Genomic DNA, 21,939 nt, shown 5'->3' with positions numbered 1-21,939 from the left:
GAAGAAGCTACTCAGCTCACCCAATGGACGGCGCGGAACCCAAAGGGCCGTAATGGTCGCGGCCCGTCCAGCGCTTTAGCAGCAACCACTTCCACCTGGCGGGCCGGCGCAGCTCGCTCGTGTAAAGCGGTTCGCCATTGTCGGCCGTCCACGGCGTCTTCCATACGTCGTAGGGCGTGAGCTCTGGACGGCCGCCATCATCGAGAATCTTTACGACTACGCCTGGATCGAGCGAGAGCGACGCGGCGATGCGGGACGGCGTCCGGAGGTCGAAATTCGGATCAATCAACGCTGAAAGCACGGCGCGCGTTTTTTCATCCGCCTGTACGGCGCTTCCGTTTGCAAATGCAATCTGGCCGCGCGCGAGAAGCTCCGACTCGACGCCATAGCGCAGCTTGGAAAGCATCCAGTTGCGCCCCGCAAGACCGCCCGCGCGCCAGCGCAGCGCAAATTTCAGCACGTATCTTAGCGGCCAGAACTTCACCTTATCATCGACGACGCGCTTCACCACCGCGTCAAAGCGCGCGCTGGAAAATTCCATCAGCGTCTCAAACTCGGCTTGCGTCACATACGGCCACCTCGGTTCGGGAACGTCGTCATTCGCCGAACCGAATAGCGGCAATAGGCAGTTGGCCTGCATCGTATCGGCATGGACCGTCGTCATGCCTTTCATCATCTCGCCGCCACGCCATCCCGCAAAGATTTGCGACTCCTGGGGAAGCGCAAAATAGCGGCGCAGAAACGCCTGACAGTTACGCCGGCCGAGTTGGAAATCGTGATCGCGAAACTGGCGCGCGAAAAAGCCGCCAAAGCCGCCAAAGCCGCCGCTCGCAATCTTGTAACGATGCGAGTCACGCACCGGACTGATCATAAAACGGCTCCCGACATCGGGATCAAGCGCCAGCACCAGTTCGCTGAGCTTGAAGCGCGCCTGATTTTTCCACGCCGGAATGAGCGCCCGCAAAATCGAGATGATGTCAACATCCGGCTTATCCGCGGTAAGCATTTGGGGCGGGTCGGGGAATGGCGCGACCATGATAACGGCGCGCATTGCCGTCAGAACGTCGCGCTCATTGGGCGCGCCGAGCTGTTCCATCAGGGTGAAGCGCGCATATTCGAAGGGATCGTTGTTTATCACGCCGCCGTCGACCGTAATAAAGGGGCTGTAGCCGCCGGAATCCCCGCATATCGTCCCTTCCGGCCAGTGCGGCGCGAGCACGCGCTTCCCGTCCTTGAGCGATTGGACTTGGCGATCGGCCAGCGTGGGCTCGGGAAAAAGCCGGTCGCGATAATCGTTGAACGGCAACGCGAGCAGACGCGGCGAAAGCCCTATCGGAAAGGCCGATGAAGCGAGCGCGCAGACAGCGAAATCACGCCATGGTCCCTTCGTCGGCGTTGCCGCATTGGCGTCTTTCAGCGCGTCTTTCTGGAGTAGAATTGAATAGTCATTGTCGGCGAAAACGCTCGACGTGTTCCACGATCCAAGCCCCTGCACCCGAAAATGCGCGCGATCCCCATGTGTAAGCATGCCATAGCGGGAATTGCCGAAAGTGATCGAATAGGGCGTGCCGCGCAGATTGCCGAGCGTCATATATAAGTGCAGCGTCTGGGACACGTAGGAGCGCGGCGGACTCGTTTCGGGAGTCTTAAGCACATTCTCCGCGATCTCGTCGAGCACCGTTGTATTGAGCAGCGCGCAAAGGGGCTTGCCGTTCTCCCAGTTCGGCGCTGGCGCCTCGCTCGCCGCGAAATAGTCTGGGCCGCCATCCTTTGGCGCATCCTTGCGCTTCTGAATGTCGAACGTCTCCAGCATGCCAGAGCCGAGACGCTTGCCTTCCGGCGACAGGCGGGGCAGCAAAGACGGGCGCACGACCCAGGCGTCGTACAGCTTAGGCAGCCAAGACTTCACTTTTTGCGCATCGGACGGAAAGCTGGGGAACAGCTGGTCCTGTTCCTCTTGCGTGAATAGTTCGGCCTGCGCCTGCGTCGCGATCGCCAAAACGCCGATCGCGGCGGTGATCGCGCCGGCCGAAGCGCCGGTCAGCACCTTCAGACCGATCGAATGTCGCGGCAGGATGCTTTCCGCTTCTTCAACGGTTATCTCGCCCTTTTCGAGCGACGCGGCGATCTCCGTCTTCTTCCTCTCCCATTCGTCCAGCGCTTGGATGAGAAAGTCGAAAACGCCCGCCGTATACGCGCCGGCGCTGATCGCGCCCGACATGGAGACGCCGATTTCGAAAACATTCTTAGCCGACGAGAGTGTGGGAGTTTTCCCACTCAAAGCGCGGTCAATTACAGTGTCGTTCATTTACTGTCTCTAAGGCATTATGAAAAAAGGCGCGGCCAATCGCATTGCCAATAAACTTTAAGCATATCACGGCGCTATAGCCAACGCGAAAAAGCCCGGACAGCAGCGCTGGCCGGGCTTGCAATCAGTCTATCAGGTGGGCTTAACCGACGATTTCATTGCCCGAGAAGAACTGCGCGATCTCGACCGCGGCGGTCTCCGGCGCGTCGGAGCCATGCACGGAATTTTCGCCCACGTTCAACGCATATTCCTTGCGGATCGTGCCCGGCGCCGCGTTCGCCGGATTGGTCGCGCCCATCACGTCGCGATAGCGGGCGATGGCGTTTTCGCCCTCCAGCACCTGTACAACGACCGGCTCCGAAATCATGAAATCGACGAGCTCGCCGAAAAACGGCCGCTCCTTATGAACGGCGTAAAAGGTCTCGGCCTGCTCGCGCGTCATGCGGATGCGCTTCTGGGCGACGATCCGCAGCCCCGCCTCCTCGATCAGCGCATTGATCTTGCCCGTAAGGTTGCGCTTCGTCGCGTCGGGCTTGAGGATGGAAAAGGTGCGTTCGATCGCCATTGGAGCGCGTCGCCTTATGGTTTGAGTGTTCGGCGTCGCGCTTATATCGGGCGCTTAGCGGGGCGGCAAGCCTACGCTCCGCGCCAGCCGCTATGGCCGTGGAGGGCGTACGGCGGTCGAGGGATCGTCGCGGTTCATGCGCCAGTTCGGATGATGGAAATGCAGCACGTGGTCGCTATTATAGGAGGCGACGGCGTTGTCGAAGCTGAGCGTCCCGATGCGCTTCCAGTTGCGAAACGTTCCCTTCTTGAATCCGGTGACGCCCGTCACCTCGCCCTCCTCGGTCACCTCGATCGAGAAGACGAGTTGGCGCTTGGGCGTCGGATCGCCCTTGTCGAACATCAGCGCGAGGACCTCGTCGCGCGAGTCGAGCCCCTCGCCCTCGATCCTCGGATAGCCGTCGACGAGCTTCAGCCGCATGAATCTCGGCGCATGGGTCAGAACATCCGCCGGCTTGCCAAGCTCGGCGATCTCATGGAGCTGACGCTCGGTCGGATCCTTGTCGGTAATCGCGAAGATGACTCCCGCCATGAGAACGATCGGCGCCGTCCCCCAATCGTTGGAGAGCGTCACATTCGGCGCATTCACGAATTCGACATCCTGGAGATAGCGCGTCGGCGCGCCGACGATATCGTCGATCGTAAAGAAATTCGCGGTCTTCAGCGGCTCGGCGTGATGAGGGTCCGTCGTCGGGTAGAGCTTGCCGGCGATGCCCTGCCCCCGCGGCTTGCCGCGCTGAACCGCTCCGCCATTGGAATAGCGGGCGATGACAAGCGCCTTGCTGCCTTTCTGAAAATAGCCCGTATAGTCATTCTCTTCGGTGATTTCCCAAAGGCCGGTCAGCGCCACGCCCCAGGGATGGACGATGCGCCGGAAGCCTTTCTTGTCCGGTCCCCAACGCAAATCGGCATGGGCGTCGACCGAACGTTGCGCGGCCTCGGTGAGGAAATGCCGGCCTCGCCATATCTCGCGCAGCGTGTCGAAAAAGATGGGCTGTCGGAAAGGCAAAGGCGGCTCTCCGGGCGCGCCCCAAACTTTCTGATAGGGATTGGCGAAAATCGCGTCCCGCACCTCGCTGTAGCGCGAACCGGGATAGACGCGGTCCGCGTCGGTGAATCCGATAACGCCGAAATCAATCGGGTCCATGCCCCGTCCCCTTCCCAACGAATTCCGTGAAAAGCAGCCTCCATCAATCGGAGCTATTTTATGGTCGCGGCCGCGTCATTGTCCAGCTTGACCCCGCGTTTCACCGATAGGCGGCGGCGACGCCCATAAAATCACGGGCGCCCAGGCTCGCGCCGCCGACCAGCGCGCCGTCGACATTGGGGACGCTCAATAATTCGCGCGCATTGGCGGGCTTCACGGAGCCGCCGTAAAGAATGCGTATGTGCGCGCCTTTGCCGCCGCCGAGCCGCGCCTCGATCCGCGCCCGCGCGAAGGCGTGCATGTCGGCGACATCCTGCGGCGTCGGCGTCAGCCCGGTGCCGATGGCCCAGACGGGCTCATAGGCGACGACGATTTGCGCGGGCGCATCAGAAGGGAGCGAACCCTCGATCTGCGCCGCGACGACGGCGAGCGCCTCTCCCGCTTCGCGCTCCGCCCGCGTCTCGCCGACGCAGATGATGGGCGCGAGTCCCGCCCGCAAGGCGGCGGCGGCCTTGGCCTCAACGTCGGCGTTGGTCTCGCCATGGTCGGCGCGGCGCTCGCTGTGGCCGACGATGACGTAAGCCGCGCCGGCGTCCCTCAGCATTTCGGCGGAAATGTCGCCCGTATGGGCGCCGCTCGCCTCGGCATGGCAGTCCTGGGCGCCGAGCCCCAAGCCCGCCCGCACCGCGATATCGCGCGCGAGCGCCACCAGCGTCGCCGGCGGGCAGACGACGAGTTCGGCGCGGCCGCGCAAAGCGGCGTCATAATCCACGCCCATCGCCTCGATCTCGGCGAGCGAAGCGCGCAGGCCGTGCATTTTCCAATTTCCGGCGACGAGCGGGCGGCGAGTCATCGAGTCGCTCCTTGGGCAATGCGCCTTGGTAGCGGCGGGCGGGCGGCCGGGCAATGCGGCGGCGCTCGAACCCTGACTTCCTGTCTTGCGCGCGTCATATATTTCGATATATCTGGAAATATGGAAATAGAAACCGCCCTCGCCTGCCTCGCGGCGCTCGCGCAGCCGACGCGGCTCGAAACCTTCCGGCTGCTTGTGCGCCATGAGCCGAAAGGCCTCGCCGCCGGCGAGATCGCGCGCGCCCTCAGCGTCCCGCAAAACACGCTGTCGACCCATCTCAACATTCTCGCGCACGCGGGACTGGCGACAGGCGCAAGAAGCGGGCGCAGCGTCGTCTATCGCGCCGATCTTTCGCGCCTCAACGCGCTCGCGCGCTTTCTTGCCGAAGATTGTTGCGGCGGCGCGGCTTGCGCGCCCGCCGACGTCCTGTCCCTCGCCAATTGTGAGCCGGAAAAATGACCGAGAAAATCTACAACGTCCTGTTCCTGTGCACCGGCAACAGCGCGCGCTCCATCATGGCGGAAGCCTTGTTGCGCGCGCGCGGCGCCGGCCGGTTCAACGTCTTTTCCGCCGGCAGCCAGCCCAAGGGCGCGGTCAACCCTTATGCGCTGCAAACGCTCGAGACCATGGGTCTGCCGACGGAAGGCTATCGCTCCAAGAGCTGGGACGAATTCGCCGGCCCCGACGCCGCGCAGCTCGATTTCGTCTTCACCGTTTGCGACAATGCGGCCGGCGAAGTCTGCCCTATCTGGCCCGGTCAGCCGATGACGGCGCATTGGGGGATCGAAGACCCGGCCGCCGTCGACGGAAGCGACATCGACAAGCAGCGCGCCTTCGCCACGGCCTTCCGCTATTTGCGCAATCGCATCGACCAGTTCTGCGCCATCCCCCTGCACCGCCTCGACAGGCTCGCGCTCAGCCAGCGGCTGCGCGACATCGGCGAGATCGAAGGCTCCACCCATCCCCGAAAGGTCGCGGAGTAAACCATGACGATTTTCGAACGCTATCTTTCGGTGTGGGTCGCGCTCTGCATCGTCGCGGGCGTCGCGCTCGGCCATTTCCTTCCCGGCCTTTTCCATGCGATCGGCGCGATGGAGCTCGCCAGGGTCAATCTGCCGGTCGCGGCGCTGATCTGGCTGATGGTCATTCCCATGCTGATGAAGATCGACTTCGCCGCGCTGGGGGAAGTCGGCCGGCACTGGCGCGGGATCGGCGTGACGCTCATCGTCAATTGGGCGGTGAAGCCCTTTTCGATGGCGCTGCTGGCGTGGATTTTCATCGGCTATCTGTTTCGGCCCTATCTGCCGGCCGAGCAGATCGATTCTTACGTCGCCGGCCTCATTCTGCTCGCGGCCGCGCCCTGCACCGCCATGGTGTTCGTCTGGTCTAATCTCGCCAAGGGCGAGCCGCATTTCACGCTGAGCCAGGTCGCGCTGAACGACTCGATCATGGTCGTCGCTTTCGCGCCGATCGTCGGACTGCTGCTCGGGCTCTCGGCCATCAGCGTCCCCTGGGACACGCTGTTTCTGTCGGTCGCGCTCTATATCGTCGTTCCCGTGATCATCGCCCAGATCGCGCGCCGGCGCCTGCTGGCGACAGGCGGCGAGAAGGGGCTGGCGCAAGTGCTGGGGCGAATTGGCCCCGCCTCCCTCATCGCACTGCTGGCGACGCTTGTCCTGCTCTTTGGCTTTCAGGGCGAGCAGATCATCCGCCAGCCGACGATCATCGCCATGCTCGCGGCGCCGATACTGATCCAGGTCTATTTCAACGCCGGCCTGGCCTATCTGCTGAACCGCGCGGCGGGCGAGGCGCATTGCGTCGCCGGTCCTTCAGCGCTGATCGGCGCGAGCAATTTCTTCGAACTCGCGGTCGCGGCGGCGATCAGCCTCTTCGGATTCGACTCCGGCGCGGCGCTCGCGACCGTGGTCGGCGTGCTCATCGAAGTGCCGGTGATGCTGAGCGTCGTCTGGATCGTCAATCGCAGCAAGGGCTGGTACGAAGGGGCCCGTGCGCCGGCGGCCGCCGCGACGCAGGCCGAATAGAACCGCGATCCGCCGCGTCCGGCGCGCGGCGCAGGCCCCGTTCCGGCGCGGCGACGCTCCGCGCCGACGCGCATTGCCACGCGCCCGGCCCCTCCCTATAGTCCGCCGCCAAAACGGGGGCGAAAGGGCCCCCAACGCCCGCGAAGGGAGGAAAAACTCATGCTAGAGGGCCTGCGCGCCACGTCGCAGAACTGGATCGGCCGCACCATTATGGCTGCGGTCATGGGTGTGATCGTCGTCAGTTTTGCGATCTGGGGCGTCGGGGACGTGTTTCGGGGCATGACGAACCAGAGACTGGCCCGCGTCGGCAAGGGCGAGGTCACGGTCGACGCCTTTCGCAATGCTTATCAGAGCGATTTGCGCCGCATCCAGCAACGTCTGCGCCGCGCCGTCACCAATGAAGAAGCGCGCCAAGCCGGTCTCCATCTACAGATTCTCGAACGCCTGGTCAGCGAGACCGCGCTCGATCAGAAAGCGCAGCAGCTCGGGCTCGCGGCGAGCGACGAGACGACGCAGCGCTTGCTCGCCGCGGAAAAGGTCTTTCAAGGCCCCGACGGCAAATTCGACGCCTTGCGCTTCAAGCAGATCGCCAATGACGCCGGCTTCAGCGAACGCGGCTTCGTCGCGGATCAGAAATCCGCCTATCTGCGCAAGCTCCTGACCGATGTGGTGATCGCCGGCGTCGCGCCGCCCCAATTGATGGTCGAGGCGATTTATCGCTTTCGCAACGAATCCCGCACGATCGACTATATCGTGCTGCCGCCGTCCATCGCGGGCGCGGCGCCCGCGCCCTCCGAGGAAGAGCTCAAGAAATATTTCGCCGAGCGCGAACAAACGTTCCACGCCAAGGAATATCGCAAGCTGACGACGCTCACGGTCAGCCCCTCGACCGTCGGCAAGCCGGACGAGGTCTCGGTCGAGGATGCGCGCAAGCTTTATGACGAGGTGAAGTCGAAGCGATATGGGACGCCCGAGAAACGCGAGGTCCGCCAGATCGTCTTCAAGACCGACAAGGACGCCGAAGAAGCTTTGGCCAAACTCAAAAGCGGCGGCGATTTCGACGCGCTTGTCGCGGAATTGAAGCTCAACCCGAAGGACGTCAATCTCGGCGTCGTCGAAGAGCGCGACTTCGGCGATCGAAAGGTCGGGGCCGCGGTTTTCGCTCTTGCGCAACCCGGCTTCACGGAGCCCGTCCACACCGCCTTCGGCGCGGTCGTCTCGCTCGTGAAGAGCATTACGCCCGCCGTCTACAGCAAGACTTTCGAGGAGGCGCAAGCCGAACTGCGCGGCGAGCTCGCCGCCCAGCGCGCGGCGCCGGAAGTGCGCCGGCTGCATGACGCGATCGAAGATCAACGGGCGGCTGGCAAGACGCTCGCCGAGGCGGCCAAGGCGGCCGATCTTGAGACCCGCGACTTCGACGGCGTTGACGCGGCCGGCGCGGACCGTAACGGCAAGCCGATCGCCGATCTTCCGGCCGGCCCCGATCTCGCGAAGGCCGCCTTCGCCTCCGACGTCGGCGTCGACAATGACACGGTGGCGACGCGCGACGGCGGCTATGTATGGTTCGAGGTCGGCGCCATCGAGCCGGCGCGACAGAAGACATTCGAGGAAGTGAAGGACGCCGTCGCCGAGGCCATGCGCGCGGAAGCCGCGCAAAAAGCGCTCGCCGCCAAGGCGGAAGAGATCGTCGGCAAGCTGAACGCCGGCAAACCGATCGAGGACATCGCCAAGGAGCTGGGCCTCGAGGCGAAACGCGCCAATGACGTGAAGCGCGCCGCGCGGACGGACTTCAATACCAATATCATCGTGCAATTCTTCGACGTGCCGCCGCGCGGCGCGGGCTCGGTCCCGGTCGATGAGGGGAGGCTCGTGTTCTTCGTGCGCGACGCTACGACGCCGGCCTTCGATCCCGCCTCGATCGAAGCGAAGACCATCGCCGAGCAGTTGAAGCCGGCGCTTAACAACGATCTTCTGGAGCAATATGTCGGAGGGGTGGAGAAGGCGATCGGCGTCGACATCAATCAAAGAGCGCTCGAGGCCGCGACCGGAGCGGAACGCGACCAGTGACAGGCGCCCTTTTCGAGCCCGCCTTCGACGCCTTCGGCGTCGAATATGACGCCGGTCGGCCGCAACTGGTCGTAACAAAGCTCGTCGCCGATCTCGAAACGCCGGTCTCCGCCTATCTCAAATTGACGCGCGAACGCCCGGGCGCGGCTTTTCTGCTCGAATCCGTCGAAGGCGGCGCCGCGCGCGGCCGCTATTCGATGATCGGCCTCGACCCTGACGTCATCTTCCGCGTTTTCGGCGACAGGGCTGAGATCAATCGCAACGCGCTGGGCGATGCGCGCGCGTTCACACCCTGCGACGCGCCCCCGCTCATTGCGCTGCGCCGGCTCATCGCCGAATCCGCCGTGCCTCAAGCGGCGCGATTGCCGCCGATGGCGGCCGGCGTCTTTGGCTATCTCGGCTATGAGATGGTGCGCCAGATGGAGCGCCTCGCGCCGGCGAAGGAAGACAAGATCGGCGCGCCGGACGCCCTGCTCGTCCGCCCCACCGTCATGATCGTCTTCGACACGGTGCGCGACGAAATCTCGATCGTCACGCCTGCGCGGCCCGAGGCGGGCGTCGCGGCGAAAGCCGCTTATGAAGCCGCGCTCGCGCGTCTCGACAGGATCGTCGCGACGTTGGAGGCCCCCCTCGACCATCGCGACGCGGGCGTCGATCCGAGAGTTTTCGCCGAAGAGCCCGTATCGAACACGCCCCAGCCGCGCTTTCTCGAAATGGTCGAGCGCGCCAAGGAATATATCCGCGCCGGCGATATCTTTCAGGTCGTCCTGTCGCAGCGTTTCACGGCGCCCTTCGCCCTGCCCGCTTTCGCGCTCTATCGCGCTTTGCGGCGCGTCAATCCGGCGCCCTTCCTCTGCTTTCTCGATTTCGGCGATTTCCAGATCGTCTGCTCAAGCCCGGAAATTCTCGTGCGCGTCGCCGACGGCAAGGTGACGATCCGTCCCATCGCCGGCACGCGCTGGCGCAGCGAGGCGCCGGCCGAGGACGAGCGTCTCGCCGCGGATCTTCTCGCCGACGAGAAGGAGCGCGCCGAACATCTGATGCTGCTCGATCTTGGCCGCAATGACGTCGGCCGCGTCGCCAAGACCGGCACCGTGCGCGTGACCGAGAGCTTCGCGATCGAACGATACAGCCACGTGATGCATATCGTCTCCAACGTCGAAGGCGAACTCGACGACGCGCGTCACGATTGCATCGACGCGCTCGCAGCCGGCTTTCCCGCCGGCACGGTCTCGGGCGCGCCCAAGGTGCGCGCCATGGAGATCATCGACGAGCTCGAGACTGACAGGCGCGGCATCTATGGCGGCTGCATCGGCTATTTCGGCTCCGGCGGCCAGATGGACACCTGCATCGTTTTGCGCACGGCGATCGTGAAGAAAGGCAAGATGCATGTGCAATCGGGCGCGGGCGTCGTCTACGACAGCGAGCCGGAATATGAGCATCGCGAATGCGTCAATAAGGCCAAGGCGCTGTTTCGCGCCGCCGAAGAGGCGGTGCGCTTCGCGACGCGGGCCAAGCGCGGCCAGTAGTCACGCAGGCGAATTTGCGTAAACTGCCGGAGGAGCGATGAGATTTCCGATGCCCGGCCCGACGATCTACGACGATGGCGACGATCCTTATCGCGCGATCCGCGTCGGCGACTCGAGCGCCGCCGGCGACACGGCCAAATGGGGCGCGCTGCTGTCGCGCTTCATGCGCATCGTCGCGCTGTTCTGGCTGGTGCAGGGCATGATGCAATGGCGGCTGATTCTGGTCGCCGATCGCACGATCTTCGAGACCATGCCGCAAAGCGCGGCCTTCGCCGTCGTCTTCTTCGCCGTTCTCGACCTCATCGCCGCCGTCGGCCTCTGGCTCGCGACGCCCTGGGGCGGCGTGTTGTGGCTGCTCATCGCCAGCGCGCAAATCTTTCTCACCCTGAGCATGCCGAGCTTTTTTCTCGGCGGCTATTGGCTGATCGGGGTCAACGCCGTGCTCATCGCCATGTATTTTGGCTTGACCTTCGAAGCCGGCCGGGATGTCGAGGCGCAGCGGATGCGAGAGCTGCGCCGTCGACGCAGATTCGACAAAAAGCCCGCGAAGCCGGCGTCGGAGAGTTGAAGGCAGCGCCGCGGTTAAAAGCGATTCAACTTCGTAAATCGAACGTTTCCATTCATTTATCATTCACCGCAAACCGCCTTATCGAGGTAAACGGCGGATTCAGGCTGTTGTTTAAGCCGCTTTTCATTCGCCGCGTCCTAATTTCCTCCCATCGAAAGTGATCAAGAGATGCGTAACGCATCCACCCGATGGAGAAGACGATGAGCGCCGTGACCAACATGAGCAAGCCCGCGCCGCAGCAGGCCCGCGCCAATGAAATCCGCCCCGTCTATCTCGAGGCGCTGACGCTGGTCGAACGGCTTCATCGTCGTCTCCTCGACGTCGTCAAGGACGAATTCGACCGTCGCGACCGCGGCGACGTGAACTCCACGCAGGCGCTGCTGCTCTACAACATCGGCGACAAGGATCTGAGCGCGAGCGAATTGCGCACGCGCGGCTATTATCTTGGCTCCAATGTTTCCTACAACGTCAAGAAACTTGTCGAGATCGGCTATCTTCACTACGCCCGTTCGCGTCTCGACCGCCGCTCGGTGCGCATCAGCCTGACGCCGAAAGGCAAGGAGATTCACGACATCGTCGCGCAGATTTACGAGAAGCATGCGGCGACGGTGGAGCAGATCGGCGGCGTGTCCTGCGACGAGTTCCGCACGCTCAATACGTCGCTGTCGCGGCTGGAGCGCTTCTGGACCGACCAGATCCGCTACCGCCTCTGAATTTTTTCAACTTCTTCTCTATCCAACCTTCGCCGGCAAGCGCCCCAGGGGCCGCTTCGCCGGCGTTTCTCGTCTAGAGCGCTTCCCGATCACATGGAATCATGTGATCGGGAAGGAATCGCTCAAAATCAAAATATTGGAGCAGGTTCTCATCGAAAAAGTCTGTCAACTTTTTCGGAACCTGCTCTAAAGAGTCGCCGGTCTGGCGAAAGGGCCTCATAAGACCTATTTTACTGGACGTTAATCACAACCGCAGGACGCCAATATGCGCTGGTCCCTCACGCTCGGCACGTTCATGGGAACCGCCGTGCGCATCCACGTCACCTTCCTGCTGCTTCTGGCGTGGATCGGCTTTGCCGCCTATCACCGGGGCGGGATCGACGCGGCGCGCGACAGCCTCCTGTTCATCGTGGCGATTTTCACCTGCGTCGTGCTGCATGAATTCGGGCACATATTGATGGCGCGCCGCTTCGGCATCGTTTCGCCGGTCATCACCCTGCTGCCGATCGGCGGCGTCGCCGACATGAACAAAATGCCCGACAAGCCCGGCCAGGAATTGCTGATCGCGCTGGCGGGACCCGCGGTCAATATCGTCATAGCCGTCCTTCTCATCCTTTTCCTCGGCGCGGCGAATGTGTCGGAGGCGATAGAAATCAGCAATCCTTCGGTCGGGTTGCTGCAGCGGCTGGCCGCCGTGAATATTTTCCTCGCCCTCTTCAACCTGATACCGGCCTTTCCGATGGATGGGGGCCGGGTGCTGCGCGCCGCGCTCTCGATGTGGCTCGGCAAGGCGCGCGCGACCCGCATCGCCGCTCAGATCGGCCAGGGATTCGCCTTTCTCCTGGGATTCGCCGGACTTTTCGGCAATCCGCTGCTGCTCTTCATCGCGATTTTCGTCTATATCGCCGCGGCCGGAGAGGCGCAGATGACGGATATGTTCGAGGCGGCGCGGGGCCTAAGGGCCGGCGACGCCATGGAGACGAGCATTGCCGCCATCCCGCGCGCGGCGACCGTTCGCGAAGCGGTCGATACTCTGCTCGCGACCTCGCAGGACGAATTCCCGGTCGTCGACGCCTCTGGCCGGCTCGCGGGCTTCCTGTCGCGGCCCGACATCGTCTCGGCCCTGCGCGCCTCGGACCCCGGCGGCCCGATCGCGCCCTTCATGCGCCAGGACGCGGCCGCGATCGGCATGGGCGAGAATATCGACGCGGCGCTGCCTAAACTGACGGAAGGCTCGGCGGTCGGCGTCACCGACTCCGAGGGCCGGCTCGTCGGCCTGCTCACCCGCCAGTCGCTCGCCGAGATCATGATGATCCGCGACGTGCGCCCCGACTGGCGCTTCGCCCGGCCAAGCGACAACCCGCCGACGGTTGCCTGAGGCCGCTGCGCGGCCTATGGGACTATCACCAAGCGCCGGACCCGACCCACATGCCCAATGTCACGCTGATCGACAATTACGACAGCTTCACCTTCAATCTGGTCCATTATTTCGGCCAGCTCGGGGCGAATGTGACCGTGCATCGCAATGACGCGGTCTCGGTGGCGGAGGTGCTGGCGGGCGGACCCGACGCCATTGTGCTGTCGCCCGGCCCCTGCACGCCGCATGAGGCCGGCATCTGCATGGAGCTGATCGCCGCCGCGGCGCAGACCGTGCCGATTTTCGGCGTCTGCCTCGGGCATCAGTCCATCGGCGAGGTTTTTGGGGGCTCCGTCGTGCGCGCGCCATTGCCCATCCACGGCAAGATGGCGACGATCCTGCACCACGGCGAGACGGTGTTTCGCGGCATCGAGGGGCCGTTCCAGGCGACGCGCTACCATTCGCTCGTGGTGCAGCGGGAGACTCTGCCCGACGTATTGCGCATCACCGCCGAGACGCCGGACGGCCTCATCATGGCGCTGTCCCATAAGACCCTGCCGACGCATGGCGTGCAGTTTCATCCCGAAAGCATCACCTCGCAGCATGGTCATAAGATTTTGCAGAACTTTCTCGACCTTGCGCGGGAATGGAACGAAGGGCCGCGCCGCCGCGATCAGGCGGCGTAAGGGATGAACCGACGGTCGCAATTAAGAAACGCCGACCGCCTCTTGCCGACCGCCGATCGCCGATGACCGACTTCAAACCCTATATCGCCGCGCTCGCCTCCGGCGCGCCGCTCGCGCGCGAGGAAACGCGCGCGGCCTTCGCGCTGATCTTCGAGGGCGCCGCGACGCCCGCGCAGCTCGGCGCCTTTCTGATGGGCCTGCGGATGCGCGGCGAGACGGTGGACGAGATTATCGGCGCGGCGCAGGCCATGCGCGCGGCGATGACGCCGGTCGACGCGCCGCTGGGCGCGATCGATATCGTCGGCACGGGGGGCGACGGCGCGGGCACTTATAATATTTCGACGCTCGCGGCGATCATCGCCGCGGCCGCCGGCGCGCTCGTCGCCAAGCATGGCGGCAAGGCCGCCTCCTCCCTCTCTGGCGCGTCGGACGTGCTCGGCGAGCTGGGCGTCGGCGTCGGAATCGCGCCGCAGGATGCGGCGGCCTGCCTGCGCGAAGCCGGCCTATGTTTCATGGCGGCGAGCGCGCATCATCCCGCCATGCGGCACGCCGCGCCCATCCGCAGCGAACTCGGCGTGCGCACGATCTTCAATATTCTGGGACCGCTGTGCAATCCGGCGCGCGTCGAACGGCAGACCATCGGCGTCTTTTCGCGCGACCGGCTAGCGCCGCTGGCGCAAGCCCTCGCCGAACTCGGCGCCAAACGCGTCTGGCTGCTGCACGGGAGCGACGGACTCGACGAAGCGACGACGACCGGCGAAACCCATGTCGTCGCGCTCGAAGACGGCGCGATCCGCGCCTTTGACATCGCGCCTGAAGACGCGGGGCTCCCCCGCGCCACGGCGCAGGCGCTCGTCGGCGGCGATCCGGCGCATAACGCCAAGGCTTTGCGCGCCGTGCTGGATGGCGCGAAAAACGCCTATCGCGACATTGCTGTGCTGAACGCCGCCATCGCGCTGGTCGTGGCGGAACGCGCCGCCGACATTCGCGAGGGGGCGGAGCTTGCCGCCCGCGCGCTCGATTCCGGCGCGGCGCGGGAAAAGCTCGAAGCGCTGATCCGCTGCTCCAACCGGAAGCCCTTAAATCGGGCGGGATAGGATTGCGCCGCTTAATCGGCTATTCATGAGGCGGAACTATCGATGAGATGCGAGGCCGCGCACGCGCGCCTTTCGTTCCAGGCAAAAGCGAAATGACCGACATTTTACACAGGATCGAAACCTATAAGCGCACCGAGATTTCGGAGGCCAAGGTGCGCATGCCGCTCGCGACGCTGGAGCGCAGCGCGCAGGAGCACGATCCGCCGCGCGGCTTCGTGCACGCCATCGAGCAAAAGCTGAACGAGCGGCGCATCGCCCTCATCGCGGAGATCAAGAAGGCGAGCCCATCGAAGGGGCTGATCCGTCCGGATTTCAATCCCCCCAAGCTCGCGCGCGCCTATGAAGCCGGCGGCGCCGCCTGTCTGTCGGTGCTGACCGACGGCCCTTCTTTCCAGGGCAGGCTCGAAGATCTCGAAGCCGCGCGCAAGGCGACGCATCTGCCGGCGCTGCGCAAAGATTTTCTGTTCGATCCCTATCAGGTCTATGAGGCGCGCGCTTTTGGCGCCGACTGCATTCTCATCATCATGGCCGCCGTCGACGACGACGAGGCCAAGGCCCTGAACGCCGCGGCGCATGATTTGCGCATGGACGTTCTCGTCGAAGTGCATGACGAGAGGGAGCTCGACCGCGCCTTGGCGCTCGAGACGCGCCTTATCGGCGTCAACAACCGCGATCTGCACGACTTCAAAGTTGCGCTCGAAACCAGCGAACGCCTCGCCGAGAAAATTCCGCGCGACAAGATCATCATCGCCGAAAGCGGCATCGCGACGCACGAGGATTGCCTGCGCCTCGAGAAATCGCACATTTTCACATTTCTCGTGGGCGAGAGTCTGATGCGTCACGAGGATGTCGCGATGGCGACGCGCGCGCTGCTGCAGGGGTGAGACGGGCGTTCCAATGCGGCGCGCTTATTTGCGCGCCGCTTGTTCCAGTTGGTCTGAAACGGTCAGCACAGGCCGAAAAGAACAATCGTCTTAACGACGCTGCCGTTGACATAGATCGTCGCTTTGAGCCCCGTCGGAATAATGCTTCCGCAGGTCTGCGCGCAAACCTTCAACGAGGCGCCGACCGGAATGGCGATCGGCAATTTCACGCAGAAGTTGCCGTAAATGGGGATCTGAAAGCAAATCTGCTGCGTTTGGGGGTTGTAGCTGGCGCCGACGCATACGGAAAGCTTCAGCGCCTGCACGCCCGCCAAATCCGCCTGAGCGCCGAACCGGGTCACTTCAGCCGCAGCCTCGGGCGCGAAGCCTTCCGCCCCGGCAACAGTAAAGTCAGGGACATGTTCGTTGGACATTGTGGTTGATCCTTTACAATTACATTGGGACATCGATCCCCCCTACGATTTGATGCGCGACAACCGTGGGATATAATCAAATGACATAAGTATATTTGGCTGTCGGACACCACTGACGGCAGTCTTGGACGACTGGACAGCATGCGGAAGATACTCGACCCCCGAGAAGAATGCAACCTTAGGTTGTATTAGGAGCGCAAAAAAGAGCGAACCGTCGCAAATGGCCAAACTCACTCATCTCAGCCCCGCAGGCGAAGCTCATATGGTCGACGTGTCGGCGAAGGCGGCGACGATGCGCGTCGCGCGCGCGCGGGGACGCGTCGTCATGGCGCAAGAGACGTTTCGGCTGGCGGTCGAAGGCCAGGCGAAAAAGGGCGACGTCTTCGGCGCCGCGCGCATCGCCGGAATCATGGCGGCGAAAAAGACGAGCGACCTCATTCCGCTCTGCCATCCCCTGCCCCTGTCGAGCGTGACGGTCGACATCGCGCCGGACGCGGCGCTGCCCGGCCTCGTCGTCGTCGCGGAGGCGTCCGTCTCCGGCAAGACAGGCGTCGAGATGGAGGCGCTGACCGCCGTCTCCGTCGCCTGTCTGACGATCTACGATATGCTGAAGGCCGCCGACCGCGGCATGCGCATCGAGGGGATCGAACTCGTCGAGAAGCGCGGCGGCAAATCCGGCGACTGGCGGCGCGATGACTGAGGCCGCCGCAATCGTTACGAACACAGATGCGACGATGCAAGCCGGCAAGGGGCGCTCCTTCTGGAATGCCGCGCTGCGCGCGCGATAGCGGAATGCGAAACAATGGCTGATCAACTTCTCTCCGTCGACGATGCGCTGGCGCGCGTGCTTTCTGGCGCGGCGCGGCTTGGCGCCGAAACGGCGCCCCTCGCGCAGGCACGGGGCCGCACGCTGGCGAACGATCTCGTCGCGCGGCGCACGCAACCGCCGGTCGCCGTCTCGGCCATGGACGGCTATGCGCTGCGCGGCGCGGACCTTTCGCCCGGCGCGCGTCTCAAGCTCGTCGGCGAGAGCGCGGCGGGACATGGCTATGACGCGCCGCTTCAGCCCGGCGAAGCCATCCGCATTTTCACCGGCGCGCCGGTTCCTGAAGGCGCAGACGCTATTTTGCTGCAGGAAGACGCTCTCGTCGCCGACGGCGCGGTGGGCGTGAAAGAAGGCGCGACGGCGGGGCGCCATATTCGCGCGGCGGGCCTCGATTTCAGTGAAGGCGCCGTCGCCCTCGCGGCCGGGACGCGGCTTGGCGTCGCGGAGCTCGCCCTCGCCGCCGCGATGAACCATGCGGTCCTGCCCGTCGCGCGTCGGCCGCGCGTCGCGATCATCGCTTCGGGCGACGAACTGGTTCCGCCCGGCGCGGAGCCAGGCCCGGCGCAGATCATCGCCTGTAATTCCTACGGCGTCGCGGCGATCGCGGAAGAGGCCGGCGCCGAGATCGTCGATCTCGGCATTTTCCGCGACGACCTCGCCGACCTCGAACGCGGCATCGGCCTCGCCCGCGAGGCGCGCGCGGATGTGCTGGTCACGCTCGGCGGCGCCTCGGTCGGCGATCGAGACCTGCTGCGGCCGGCGCTCGAGCGTCAGGGCATGACGCTCGATTTCTGGAAGATCGCCATGCGCCCGGGGAAGCCGCTCATCTCGGGGCGGCTGGGCGCCGCGCATATTCTTGGCCTGCCGGGCAATCCGGTCGCTTCCATCGTCTGCGCGCTGCTTTTTCTCAAGCCGCTGCTGCGCGCCTTGCAGGGCGATCCCCGCGCGGCCGCGGACGAGACGGAAGGCGCGCTGGCGGGCGCGGCGCTTCCCGCCAATAAGGGGCGGCGCGACTATATGCGCGCGCGCCTTGCGACCGACGCCGACGGCAGGCTCGTCGCGACGCCGCAGCCTTTGCAGGATTCGTCGCTCCTGACCGAACTCGCGCAATCGCAGGCGCTGCTCATCCGCGAGGCCGGCGCGCCGCCGGCGCCAGCGGGCGCGCCCTGTCGCATCCTGCGTCTGCGCTGACGGCGCGTCGCGCGTCCGTGACTTTGGCGCCGCAACATGCCAAGAAACCCGCGCCAGCCGCGCAACGGGAGACCCGCATGTCGATCATCGATTCCGTCCGCAAGTCGCTCGTTCCGATCCATCCCGAAGGCTATGTCTTCGTCGCCGGCTTCGCATTCGCCGCTTTCATCCTCAACTGGCTGTCGCCGACGCTCGGCTGGATCGGCTTTATCGCCACCGCCTGGTGCGCCTATTTCTTTCGCGATCCGCCGCGGGTGACGCCGCTGCGCGACGGGCTGGTCGTTTCGCCGGCGGATGGCGTCGTGAGCGCGGTGGGATTTTTTCTGCCGCCTCCCGAACTCGGCCTGGGGTCCGAGCCGATGCAGCGCGTCTCCGTGTTCATGAGCGTTTTCGACGTTCACGTGAACCGCGCCCCGATCACCGGCCGCATCTTGAAAATCGCCTATAAGCCCGGCCTTTTTCTGAACGCCGACCTCGACAAGGCGAGCGAGGACAATGAAAGGAGCGGCATGGTGATCGAGACGCCTGCGGGCCGTTTCGCCGTCGTGCAGATCGCCGGCCTCGTCGCGCGGCGGATCGTCGGCTTCGTGAAGGAAGGCGAGCCGATCAGCGTCGGCGATCGCTTTGGCCTCATTCGCTTCGGCTCGCGCGTCGACGTCTATATGCCGGCTCAGGCGCGGCCGATGGTCGCCGTCGGTTCGCGCGCCATCGCCGGCGAAACCATACTCGCCGACCTCAACGCCGGCGTCGCGGCGCTTACCTTCAAAATGGGTTAAGCGCCATGGCCGATCCCTATTTCACCCAACACGAAGAACAGGAGGGCGCGCTGACGCCCTCCGAGCGTCGGCGTTTGCGCTTCCGCAACATTCCGCTGCGCATCGTCCTGCCCAATCTCGTCACGCTGCTCGCTTTGTCGATGGGGCTGACGGCGATCCGCTATGCGATCGAGGGGCGTTTCGAAACGGCCGTCACGGCGGTGATGGCGGCGGCCGTGCTCGATGGCCTCGACGGGCGCCTCGCGCGCGCGCTCAAGGGAACGTCGCGCTTCGGCGCCGAACTCGATTCGCTTTCCGATTTCGTCGATTTCGGCGTCGCGCCGGGGCTGCTGCTCTATCTTTGGACGCTGCATGAGATCAAGGGACTCGGCTGGTTCGCCGTGCTCGTCTTCGCCATCGCCTGCGCGCTGCGTCTCGCCCGCTTCAATGTGATGATCGACGATCCGACGAAACCGGCGTGGCAGGCGGAATTCTTCGTCGGCATGCCGGCGCCCGCGGGCGCCGTCACTGTGCTGCTGCCGCTCTATCTGCATTTCTCCGTACTGGAGCTGCCGGCGAGTAAAGCGATGACGCCCTTCTACATCGTCTATGTGCTCGCCATCGCCTTTCTGATGGCGAGCCGCATTCCGCATTTCTCCGGCAAGCGCATCGGGCGTATCCCGCGCGATCTCGTCATTCCCGTGCTCTTTGGCGTGGGCGTGACGGCGCTGTTGCTCGCCATCTATCCGATGGAGCTGCTCGCCGTGGTGAGCGTAGCGTTTCTAGCGGCCATTCCGCTCAGCGTGCGCCGCTATAGCGCGCTGGCGAAAGCCGAGGCGGAGAAAGCGGGCCTGACGGCGAGCGAAAAAACGCCTTAGCGAACTTACGATCGAGCCTTTGCGACATATGTGACGCGCTGCAAACCGTTAAAATGCGCGTCACATGTGAGAAGGTCAGCGTCATATTCAAGCGCTGTCGCATAGACGATTGCGTCGGCGGTCGCGAGTTTGTGCTTGGCGCAGAGATCCGCCGCCATGAGCGCGATCCTTGTATCAAGCGGAGCCACACGACAAAGATCGGTAAATGCGATCACTTGGTCCGCCTTCTCATCGCCTACCTCGCGAGTCAGCCATTTGGAAAGTTCGAGTTGCACGATCGTTGGAACAAGCCATTCGTCGTTAAGAGGAATGGCCGAGCCCAGGGCTTTTCCCGTCGGCGACGCCATGAGCCATTCGATCCACGCGGATGTGTCGACCAGCCGCATCAAAAACGATCTTTACGGTCGCGATAATTTTCTGGCTTCGCTCCCTTCGCAAGGCCGATGAGTTGATCACGTTCAGGAATCGGAACAAGCAAAACTCCCGTCCCTTTGGGGAGGAACGCGAACTTCTGACCCGCTTTCCATTTTCGCTCTTCGCGAACCGATTTTGGGATCGAGATTTGAAATTTCGTGGAGAGAGTCGCCGTGTCCGACATGATCATACGCTTTTTAGATCGATGGCAAATCAGTAAGAAATTATAACACGCCGCTCGGCGGCGCAATATCGAAAGCGCTATCGCGCCGCGAGCGGCGCCAAAGGCTGGCTCTCGATCTTCTGACTAACCAGCGGCGGCTCAGGCGTTTTCGCGCCCGAGGTCGTTTCCGTATTGTCACCTCTGAAATCCGGAATCGCCATCTTGTCGGCTTCCCCCTCGCGCGGCGCGGCGAGCCGCGCGCCGATCTGGCGGACCACGTCCGGCGCCTCCGCGAAAGCGCCATGGCCGATGAAATCCGTCGAGAAAGACGAAATATCGTGAACGGCGACGCCGAGCCGGTCCAGTTCGGCCTTCTCTTCGGGCTTCGCGGGGTCCATTGCGCCAAGGCGCAGGCGCGCGCCGGCGATGCGCGAGGAGAGCGACAAGGCGCGATCATTGTTGGCGACGAAGATCGTGACGCGCCGCGGATCAACCCGCACCAATTGCTGGCGGAAGACGTTGAGGTCGATGTCGGGCGCGGCGAGCATCACCTCGCCGAGCCTTCCGTCGAGATCTGGATGGCCGGATTGCGCGACGCCGCGCAGCGTCTCCATCGTTAGCCATGCGCCCATCGAATGCGCGAGCACATGTATGCGTCCCACGCCCGGCGTGCGCGAAAGCTCAAGAAGGAACTTTTCGAGCGCGTCGCGCGAAACCGTCGCCGCCTCTTTATCCGACTCATAATTGAACAGTCCGCCGCGCGAATTCCAGGCGAAGAGCGCCGGAACGCCCGAAAAGCCGCCGTCGGCGACGATCTGGGCGAGGCGAAAGCGCGCATCGTCGAGCCCGGTGTTGAAGCCATGCACATATAGCAGCACGTCCCGCGAATTGCCGACGCGCCCGGAAACATGCGACGCCACCGCGCCGTAAAATTCCTGCTCGTCCATATTGCGCTTGCCGAGCACGGTGAAGTGCCGCTGACTGTCGGCGCCGCCAAAACTTGGCCGTTCGATATTGCCGGCGCGATGATTGAGCGGGACGCCGACCGAGGTCAGCGAGAAATGCGCGCGGCCATCATCGGACGCGCCTTCCGAACGGCGCGTCGAGGCGACGAAAAGCTGGACATTCGACGGCTCGCCGCGCGGACCGGCGATGAACGAGGCCGCATTGCCGACATGGCCGTCGACCATGCGCACGCCCTCGGACACGCAACCGGCAAGCGACGCCGCCGCCAGAAGCGCGCTGAAACGCGCGAGCAATATTTTCCCAAGCTTGCTCAAGATGATTGGCCCTATCCGGCGCCCTCGCGATAAGACATTCAGCGACGGCGCGGGGTTGACGTAAAGGCGTCTCGGCCCGACGCCCTCCTTGTGCCTGTCGAAAGCGACAAAAGCGGGGCGAAACGCCCGTCCCTTATGGGAAAAAGTCTCGATATTTCATGACTGCCCGCGCAAATTCGCCGCACTTGCGCGGATATGCGCCGC

At 64.0% G+C, this 21,939-nt stretch carries 23 protein-coding genes; 15 read left to right on the top strand and 8 right to left on the bottom strand.

The annotated features are described in order from the left end of the window. Positions 1-16: 16 nt before the first annotated feature. From V3H18_RS05760 to tpiA, 4 genes are all read right to left on the bottom strand, one after another. Positions 17-2,308 carry a patatin-like phospholipase family protein gene (locus tag V3H18_RS05760; protein ID WP_332081005.1) on the bottom strand — a complete coding sequence of 764 codons (2,292 nt, stop codon included), beginning with the start codon at positions 2,306-2,308 and terminating at the stop codon, positions 17-19. A 142-nt stretch (positions 2,309-2,450) separates the two neighbouring features. Continuing rightward, a complete protein-coding gene (ndk, locus tag V3H18_RS05755; protein WP_332081004.1) occupies positions 2,451-2,873 on the bottom strand; it encodes a nucleoside-diphosphate kinase in 423 nt (140 codons plus the stop codon). A gap of 90 nt (positions 2,874-2,963) precedes the next feature. Then, positions 2,964-4,019 (bottom strand): hypothetical protein, encoded by a 1,056-nt coding sequence (locus tag V3H18_RS05750; protein ID WP_332081003.1) that lies wholly within the window; start codon positions 4,017-4,019, stop codon positions 2,964-2,966. A 100-nt stretch (positions 4,020-4,119) separates the two neighbouring features. Next, entirely contained in the window at positions 4,120-4,872 is a 753-nt protein-coding gene (gene tpiA, locus V3H18_RS05745; protein ID WP_332081002.1) for a triose-phosphate isomerase, read from the bottom strand. A 120-nt stretch (positions 4,873-4,992) separates the two neighbouring features. Here tpiA and V3H18_RS05740 point away from each other — a divergent pair, with 120 nt between their 5' ends. The 11 genes from V3H18_RS05740 (at position 4,993) to trpC (ending at position 15,815) form a co-directional block, all read left to right on the top strand. Further along, positions 4,993-5,331 carry an ArsR/SmtB family transcription factor gene (locus V3H18_RS05740; protein ID WP_332081001.1) on the top strand — a complete coding sequence of 113 codons (339 nt, stop codon included), beginning with the start codon at positions 4,993-4,995 and terminating at the stop codon, positions 5,329-5,331. Beyond that, the gene (locus tag V3H18_RS05735; RefSeq protein ID WP_332081000.1) at positions 5,328-5,855 is read left to right on the top strand and encodes an arsenate reductase ArsC; all 528 of its coding nucleotides are present in this window, start codon (positions 5,328-5,330) and stop codon (positions 5,853-5,855) included. The genes V3H18_RS05740 and V3H18_RS05735 overlap by 4 nt, the downstream gene beginning before the upstream one ends. Positions 5,856-5,858: 3 nt before the next feature. Continuing rightward, the gene (gene arsB / locus V3H18_RS05730; protein ID WP_332080999.1) at positions 5,859-6,914 is read left to right on the top strand and encodes an ACR3 family arsenite efflux transporter; all 1,056 of its coding nucleotides are present in this window, start codon (positions 5,859-5,861) and stop codon (positions 6,912-6,914) included. A gap of 159 nt (positions 6,915-7,073) precedes the next feature. Then, the gene (locus V3H18_RS05725; RefSeq protein ID WP_332080998.1) at positions 7,074-8,981 is read left to right on the top strand and encodes a peptidylprolyl isomerase; all 1,908 of its coding nucleotides are present in this window, start codon (positions 7,074-7,076) and stop codon (positions 8,979-8,981) included. Next, positions 8,978-10,510, top strand: coding sequence for an anthranilate synthase component I (trpE, locus tag V3H18_RS05720; RefSeq protein ID WP_332080997.1), 1,533 nt, complete (start codon positions 8,978-8,980; stop codon positions 10,508-10,510). The genes V3H18_RS05725 and trpE overlap by 4 nt, the downstream gene beginning before the upstream one ends. A gap of 37 nt (positions 10,511-10,547) precedes the next feature. Further along, complete coding sequence (locus V3H18_RS05715) at positions 10,548-11,078, top strand: DUF6163 family protein (RefSeq protein ID WP_332080996.1); 531 nt, start codon at positions 10,548-10,550, stop codon at positions 11,076-11,078. A 200-nt stretch (positions 11,079-11,278) separates the two neighbouring features. Next, a complete protein-coding gene (ldtR, locus tag V3H18_RS05710; protein ID WP_332080995.1) occupies positions 11,279-11,791 on the top strand; it encodes a transcriptional regulator LdtR in 513 nt (170 codons plus the stop codon). 265 nt (positions 11,792-12,056) lie between these two features. Beyond that, the gene (locus V3H18_RS05705) at positions 12,057-13,169 is read left to right on the top strand and encodes a site-2 protease family protein (protein ID WP_332080994.1); all 1,113 of its coding nucleotides are present in this window, start codon (positions 12,057-12,059) and stop codon (positions 13,167-13,169) included. Positions 13,170-13,219: 50 nt separating this feature from the next. Continuing rightward, entirely contained in the window at positions 13,220-13,834 is a 615-nt protein-coding gene (locus tag V3H18_RS05700; protein WP_332080993.1) for an anthranilate synthase component II, read from the top strand. Between the two features lie 62 nt (positions 13,835-13,896). Next, the gene (gene trpD, locus V3H18_RS05695; RefSeq protein ID WP_332080992.1) at positions 13,897-14,931 is read left to right on the top strand and encodes an anthranilate phosphoribosyltransferase; all 1,035 of its coding nucleotides are present in this window, start codon (positions 13,897-13,899) and stop codon (positions 14,929-14,931) included. A 92-nt stretch (positions 14,932-15,023) separates the two neighbouring features. After that, positions 15,024-15,815 carry an indole-3-glycerol phosphate synthase TrpC gene (trpC, locus tag V3H18_RS05690; protein ID WP_332080991.1) on the top strand — a complete coding sequence of 264 codons (792 nt, stop codon included), beginning with the start codon at positions 15,024-15,026 and terminating at the stop codon, positions 15,813-15,815. A gap of 62 nt (positions 15,816-15,877) precedes the next feature. Here the strand turns inward: trpC and V3H18_RS05685 are convergent, their stop codons facing one another. Continuing rightward, positions 15,878-16,228, bottom strand: a complete 351-nt coding sequence (locus V3H18_RS05685) for a hypothetical protein (protein WP_332080990.1) — start codon at positions 16,226-16,228, stop codon at positions 15,878-15,880. A 220-nt stretch (positions 16,229-16,448) separates the two neighbouring features. On the opposite strand from V3H18_RS05685, the gene moaC reads away from it, so the two are divergent. From moaC to V3H18_RS05665, 4 genes are all read left to right on the top strand, one after another. Next, positions 16,449-16,928 carry a cyclic pyranopterin monophosphate synthase MoaC gene (gene moaC / locus V3H18_RS05680; protein ID WP_332080989.1) on the top strand — a complete coding sequence of 160 codons (480 nt, stop codon included), beginning with the start codon at positions 16,449-16,451 and terminating at the stop codon, positions 16,926-16,928. Between the two features lie 102 nt (positions 16,929-17,030). Next, on the top strand, positions 17,031-18,245 hold the full coding sequence (locus V3H18_RS05675; protein WP_332080988.1) for a molybdopterin molybdotransferase MoeA: 1,215 nt from the start codon (positions 17,031-17,033) through the stop codon (positions 18,243-18,245). Positions 18,246-18,268: 23 nt separating this feature from the next. Beyond that, on the top strand, positions 18,269-19,021 hold the full coding sequence (locus tag V3H18_RS05670) for a phosphatidylserine decarboxylase (RefSeq protein WP_332080987.1): 753 nt from the start codon (positions 18,269-18,271) through the stop codon (positions 19,019-19,021). A 5-nt stretch (positions 19,022-19,026) separates the two neighbouring features. Next, positions 19,027-19,878, top strand: a complete 852-nt coding sequence (locus V3H18_RS05665; protein WP_332080986.1) for a CDP-alcohol phosphatidyltransferase family protein — start codon at positions 19,027-19,029, stop codon at positions 19,876-19,878. A 5-nt stretch (positions 19,879-19,883) separates the two neighbouring features. Here V3H18_RS05665 and V3H18_RS05660 read toward each other — a convergent pair whose 3' ends face one another. The 3 genes from V3H18_RS05660 to V3H18_RS05650 all read right to left on the bottom strand — a co-directional run bounded on the left by V3H18_RS05660 (position 19,884) and on the right by V3H18_RS05650 (position 21,735). Then, entirely contained in the window at positions 19,884-20,264 is a 381-nt protein-coding gene (locus tag V3H18_RS05660; RefSeq protein ID WP_332080985.1) for a type II toxin-antitoxin system VapC family toxin, read from the bottom strand. Continuing rightward, positions 20,264-20,476: an AbrB/MazE/SpoVT family DNA-binding domain-containing protein gene (locus V3H18_RS05655; protein ID WP_408631762.1), complete on the bottom strand. Its 213-nt coding sequence runs from the start codon at positions 20,474-20,476 to the stop codon at positions 20,264-20,266. The genes V3H18_RS05660 and V3H18_RS05655 overlap by 1 nt, the downstream gene beginning before the upstream one ends. Positions 20,477-20,553: 77 nt before the next feature. Then, positions 20,554-21,735: an alpha/beta hydrolase gene (locus V3H18_RS05650; RefSeq protein WP_332080983.1), complete on the bottom strand. Its 1,182-nt coding sequence runs from the start codon at positions 21,733-21,735 to the stop codon at positions 20,554-20,556. Positions 21,736-21,939 lie beyond the last annotated feature (204 nt).

This window comes from Methylocystis borbori, from assembly GCF_036576025.1.
GTDB classification, from domain to species: domain Bacteria; phylum Pseudomonadota; class Alphaproteobacteria; order Rhizobiales; family Beijerinckiaceae; genus Methylocystis; species Methylocystis borbori.
Note: the sequence above shows the minus strand (reverse complement) of the source record. Positions and strands in the feature narration are given on the sequence as shown.

Excerpts from the sequence above, each read along its gene's own strand:
- trpD (WP_332080992.1), top strand. The coding sequence starts at position 13,897 with ATGACCGACTTCAAACCCTATATCGCCGCGCTCGCCTCCGGCGCGCCG.
- V3H18_RS05750 (WP_332081003.1), bottom strand. The coding sequence starts at position 4,019 with ATGGACCCGATTGATTTCGGCGTTATCGGATTCACCGACGCGGACCGC.
- arsB (WP_332080999.1), top strand. The coding sequence starts at position 5,859 with ATGACGATTTTCGAACGCTATCTTTCGGTGTGGGTCGCGCTCTGCATC.
- V3H18_RS05660 (WP_332080985.1), bottom strand. The coding sequence starts at position 20,264 with ATGCGGCTGGTCGACACATCCGCGTGGATCGAATGGCTCATGGCGTCG.
- V3H18_RS05760 (WP_332081005.1), bottom strand. The coding sequence starts at position 2,308 with ATGAACGACACTGTAATTGACCGCGCTTTGAGTGGGAAAACTCCCACA.
- tpiA (WP_332081002.1), bottom strand. The coding sequence starts at position 4,872 with ATGACTCGCCGCCCGCTCGTCGCCGGAAATTGGAAAATGCACGGCCTG.
- V3H18_RS05705 (WP_332080994.1), top strand. The coding sequence starts at position 12,057 with ATGCGCTGGTCCCTCACGCTCGGCACGTTCATGGGAACCGCCGTGCGC.
- V3H18_RS05665 (WP_332080986.1), top strand. The coding sequence starts at position 19,027 with ATGGCCGATCCCTATTTCACCCAACACGAAGAACAGGAGGGCGCGCTG.
- ldtR (WP_332080995.1), top strand. The coding sequence starts at position 11,279 with ATGAGCGCCGTGACCAACATGAGCAAGCCCGCGCCGCAGCAGGCCCGC.
- ndk (WP_332081004.1), bottom strand. The coding sequence starts at position 2,873 with ATGGCGATCGAACGCACCTTTTCCATCCTCAAGCCCGACGCGACGAAG.
- V3H18_RS05655 (WP_408631762.1), bottom strand. The coding sequence starts at position 20,476 with ATGTCGGACACGGCGACTCTCTCCACGAAATTTCAAATCTCGATCCCA.
- V3H18_RS05740 (WP_332081001.1), top strand. The coding sequence starts at position 4,993 with ATGGAAATAGAAACCGCCCTCGCCTGCCTCGCGGCGCTCGCGCAGCCG.
- trpC (WP_332080991.1), top strand. The coding sequence starts at position 15,024 with ATGACCGACATTTTACACAGGATCGAAACCTATAAGCGCACCGAGATT.
- moaC (WP_332080989.1), top strand. The coding sequence starts at position 16,449 with ATGGCCAAACTCACTCATCTCAGCCCCGCAGGCGAAGCTCATATGGTC.
- V3H18_RS05715 (WP_332080996.1), top strand. The coding sequence starts at position 10,548 with ATGAGATTTCCGATGCCCGGCCCGACGATCTACGACGATGGCGACGAT.
- V3H18_RS05675 (WP_332080988.1), top strand. The coding sequence starts at position 17,031 with ATGGCTGATCAACTTCTCTCCGTCGACGATGCGCTGGCGCGCGTGCTT.
- V3H18_RS05735 (WP_332081000.1), top strand. The coding sequence starts at position 5,328 with ATGACCGAGAAAATCTACAACGTCCTGTTCCTGTGCACCGGCAACAGC.
- V3H18_RS05685 (WP_332080990.1), bottom strand. The coding sequence starts at position 16,228 with ATGTCCAACGAACATGTCCCTGACTTTACTGTTGCCGGGGCGGAAGGC.
- V3H18_RS05725 (WP_332080998.1), top strand. The coding sequence starts at position 7,074 with ATGCTAGAGGGCCTGCGCGCCACGTCGCAGAACTGGATCGGCCGCACC.
- V3H18_RS05700 (WP_332080993.1), top strand. The coding sequence starts at position 13,220 with ATGCCCAATGTCACGCTGATCGACAATTACGACAGCTTCACCTTCAAT.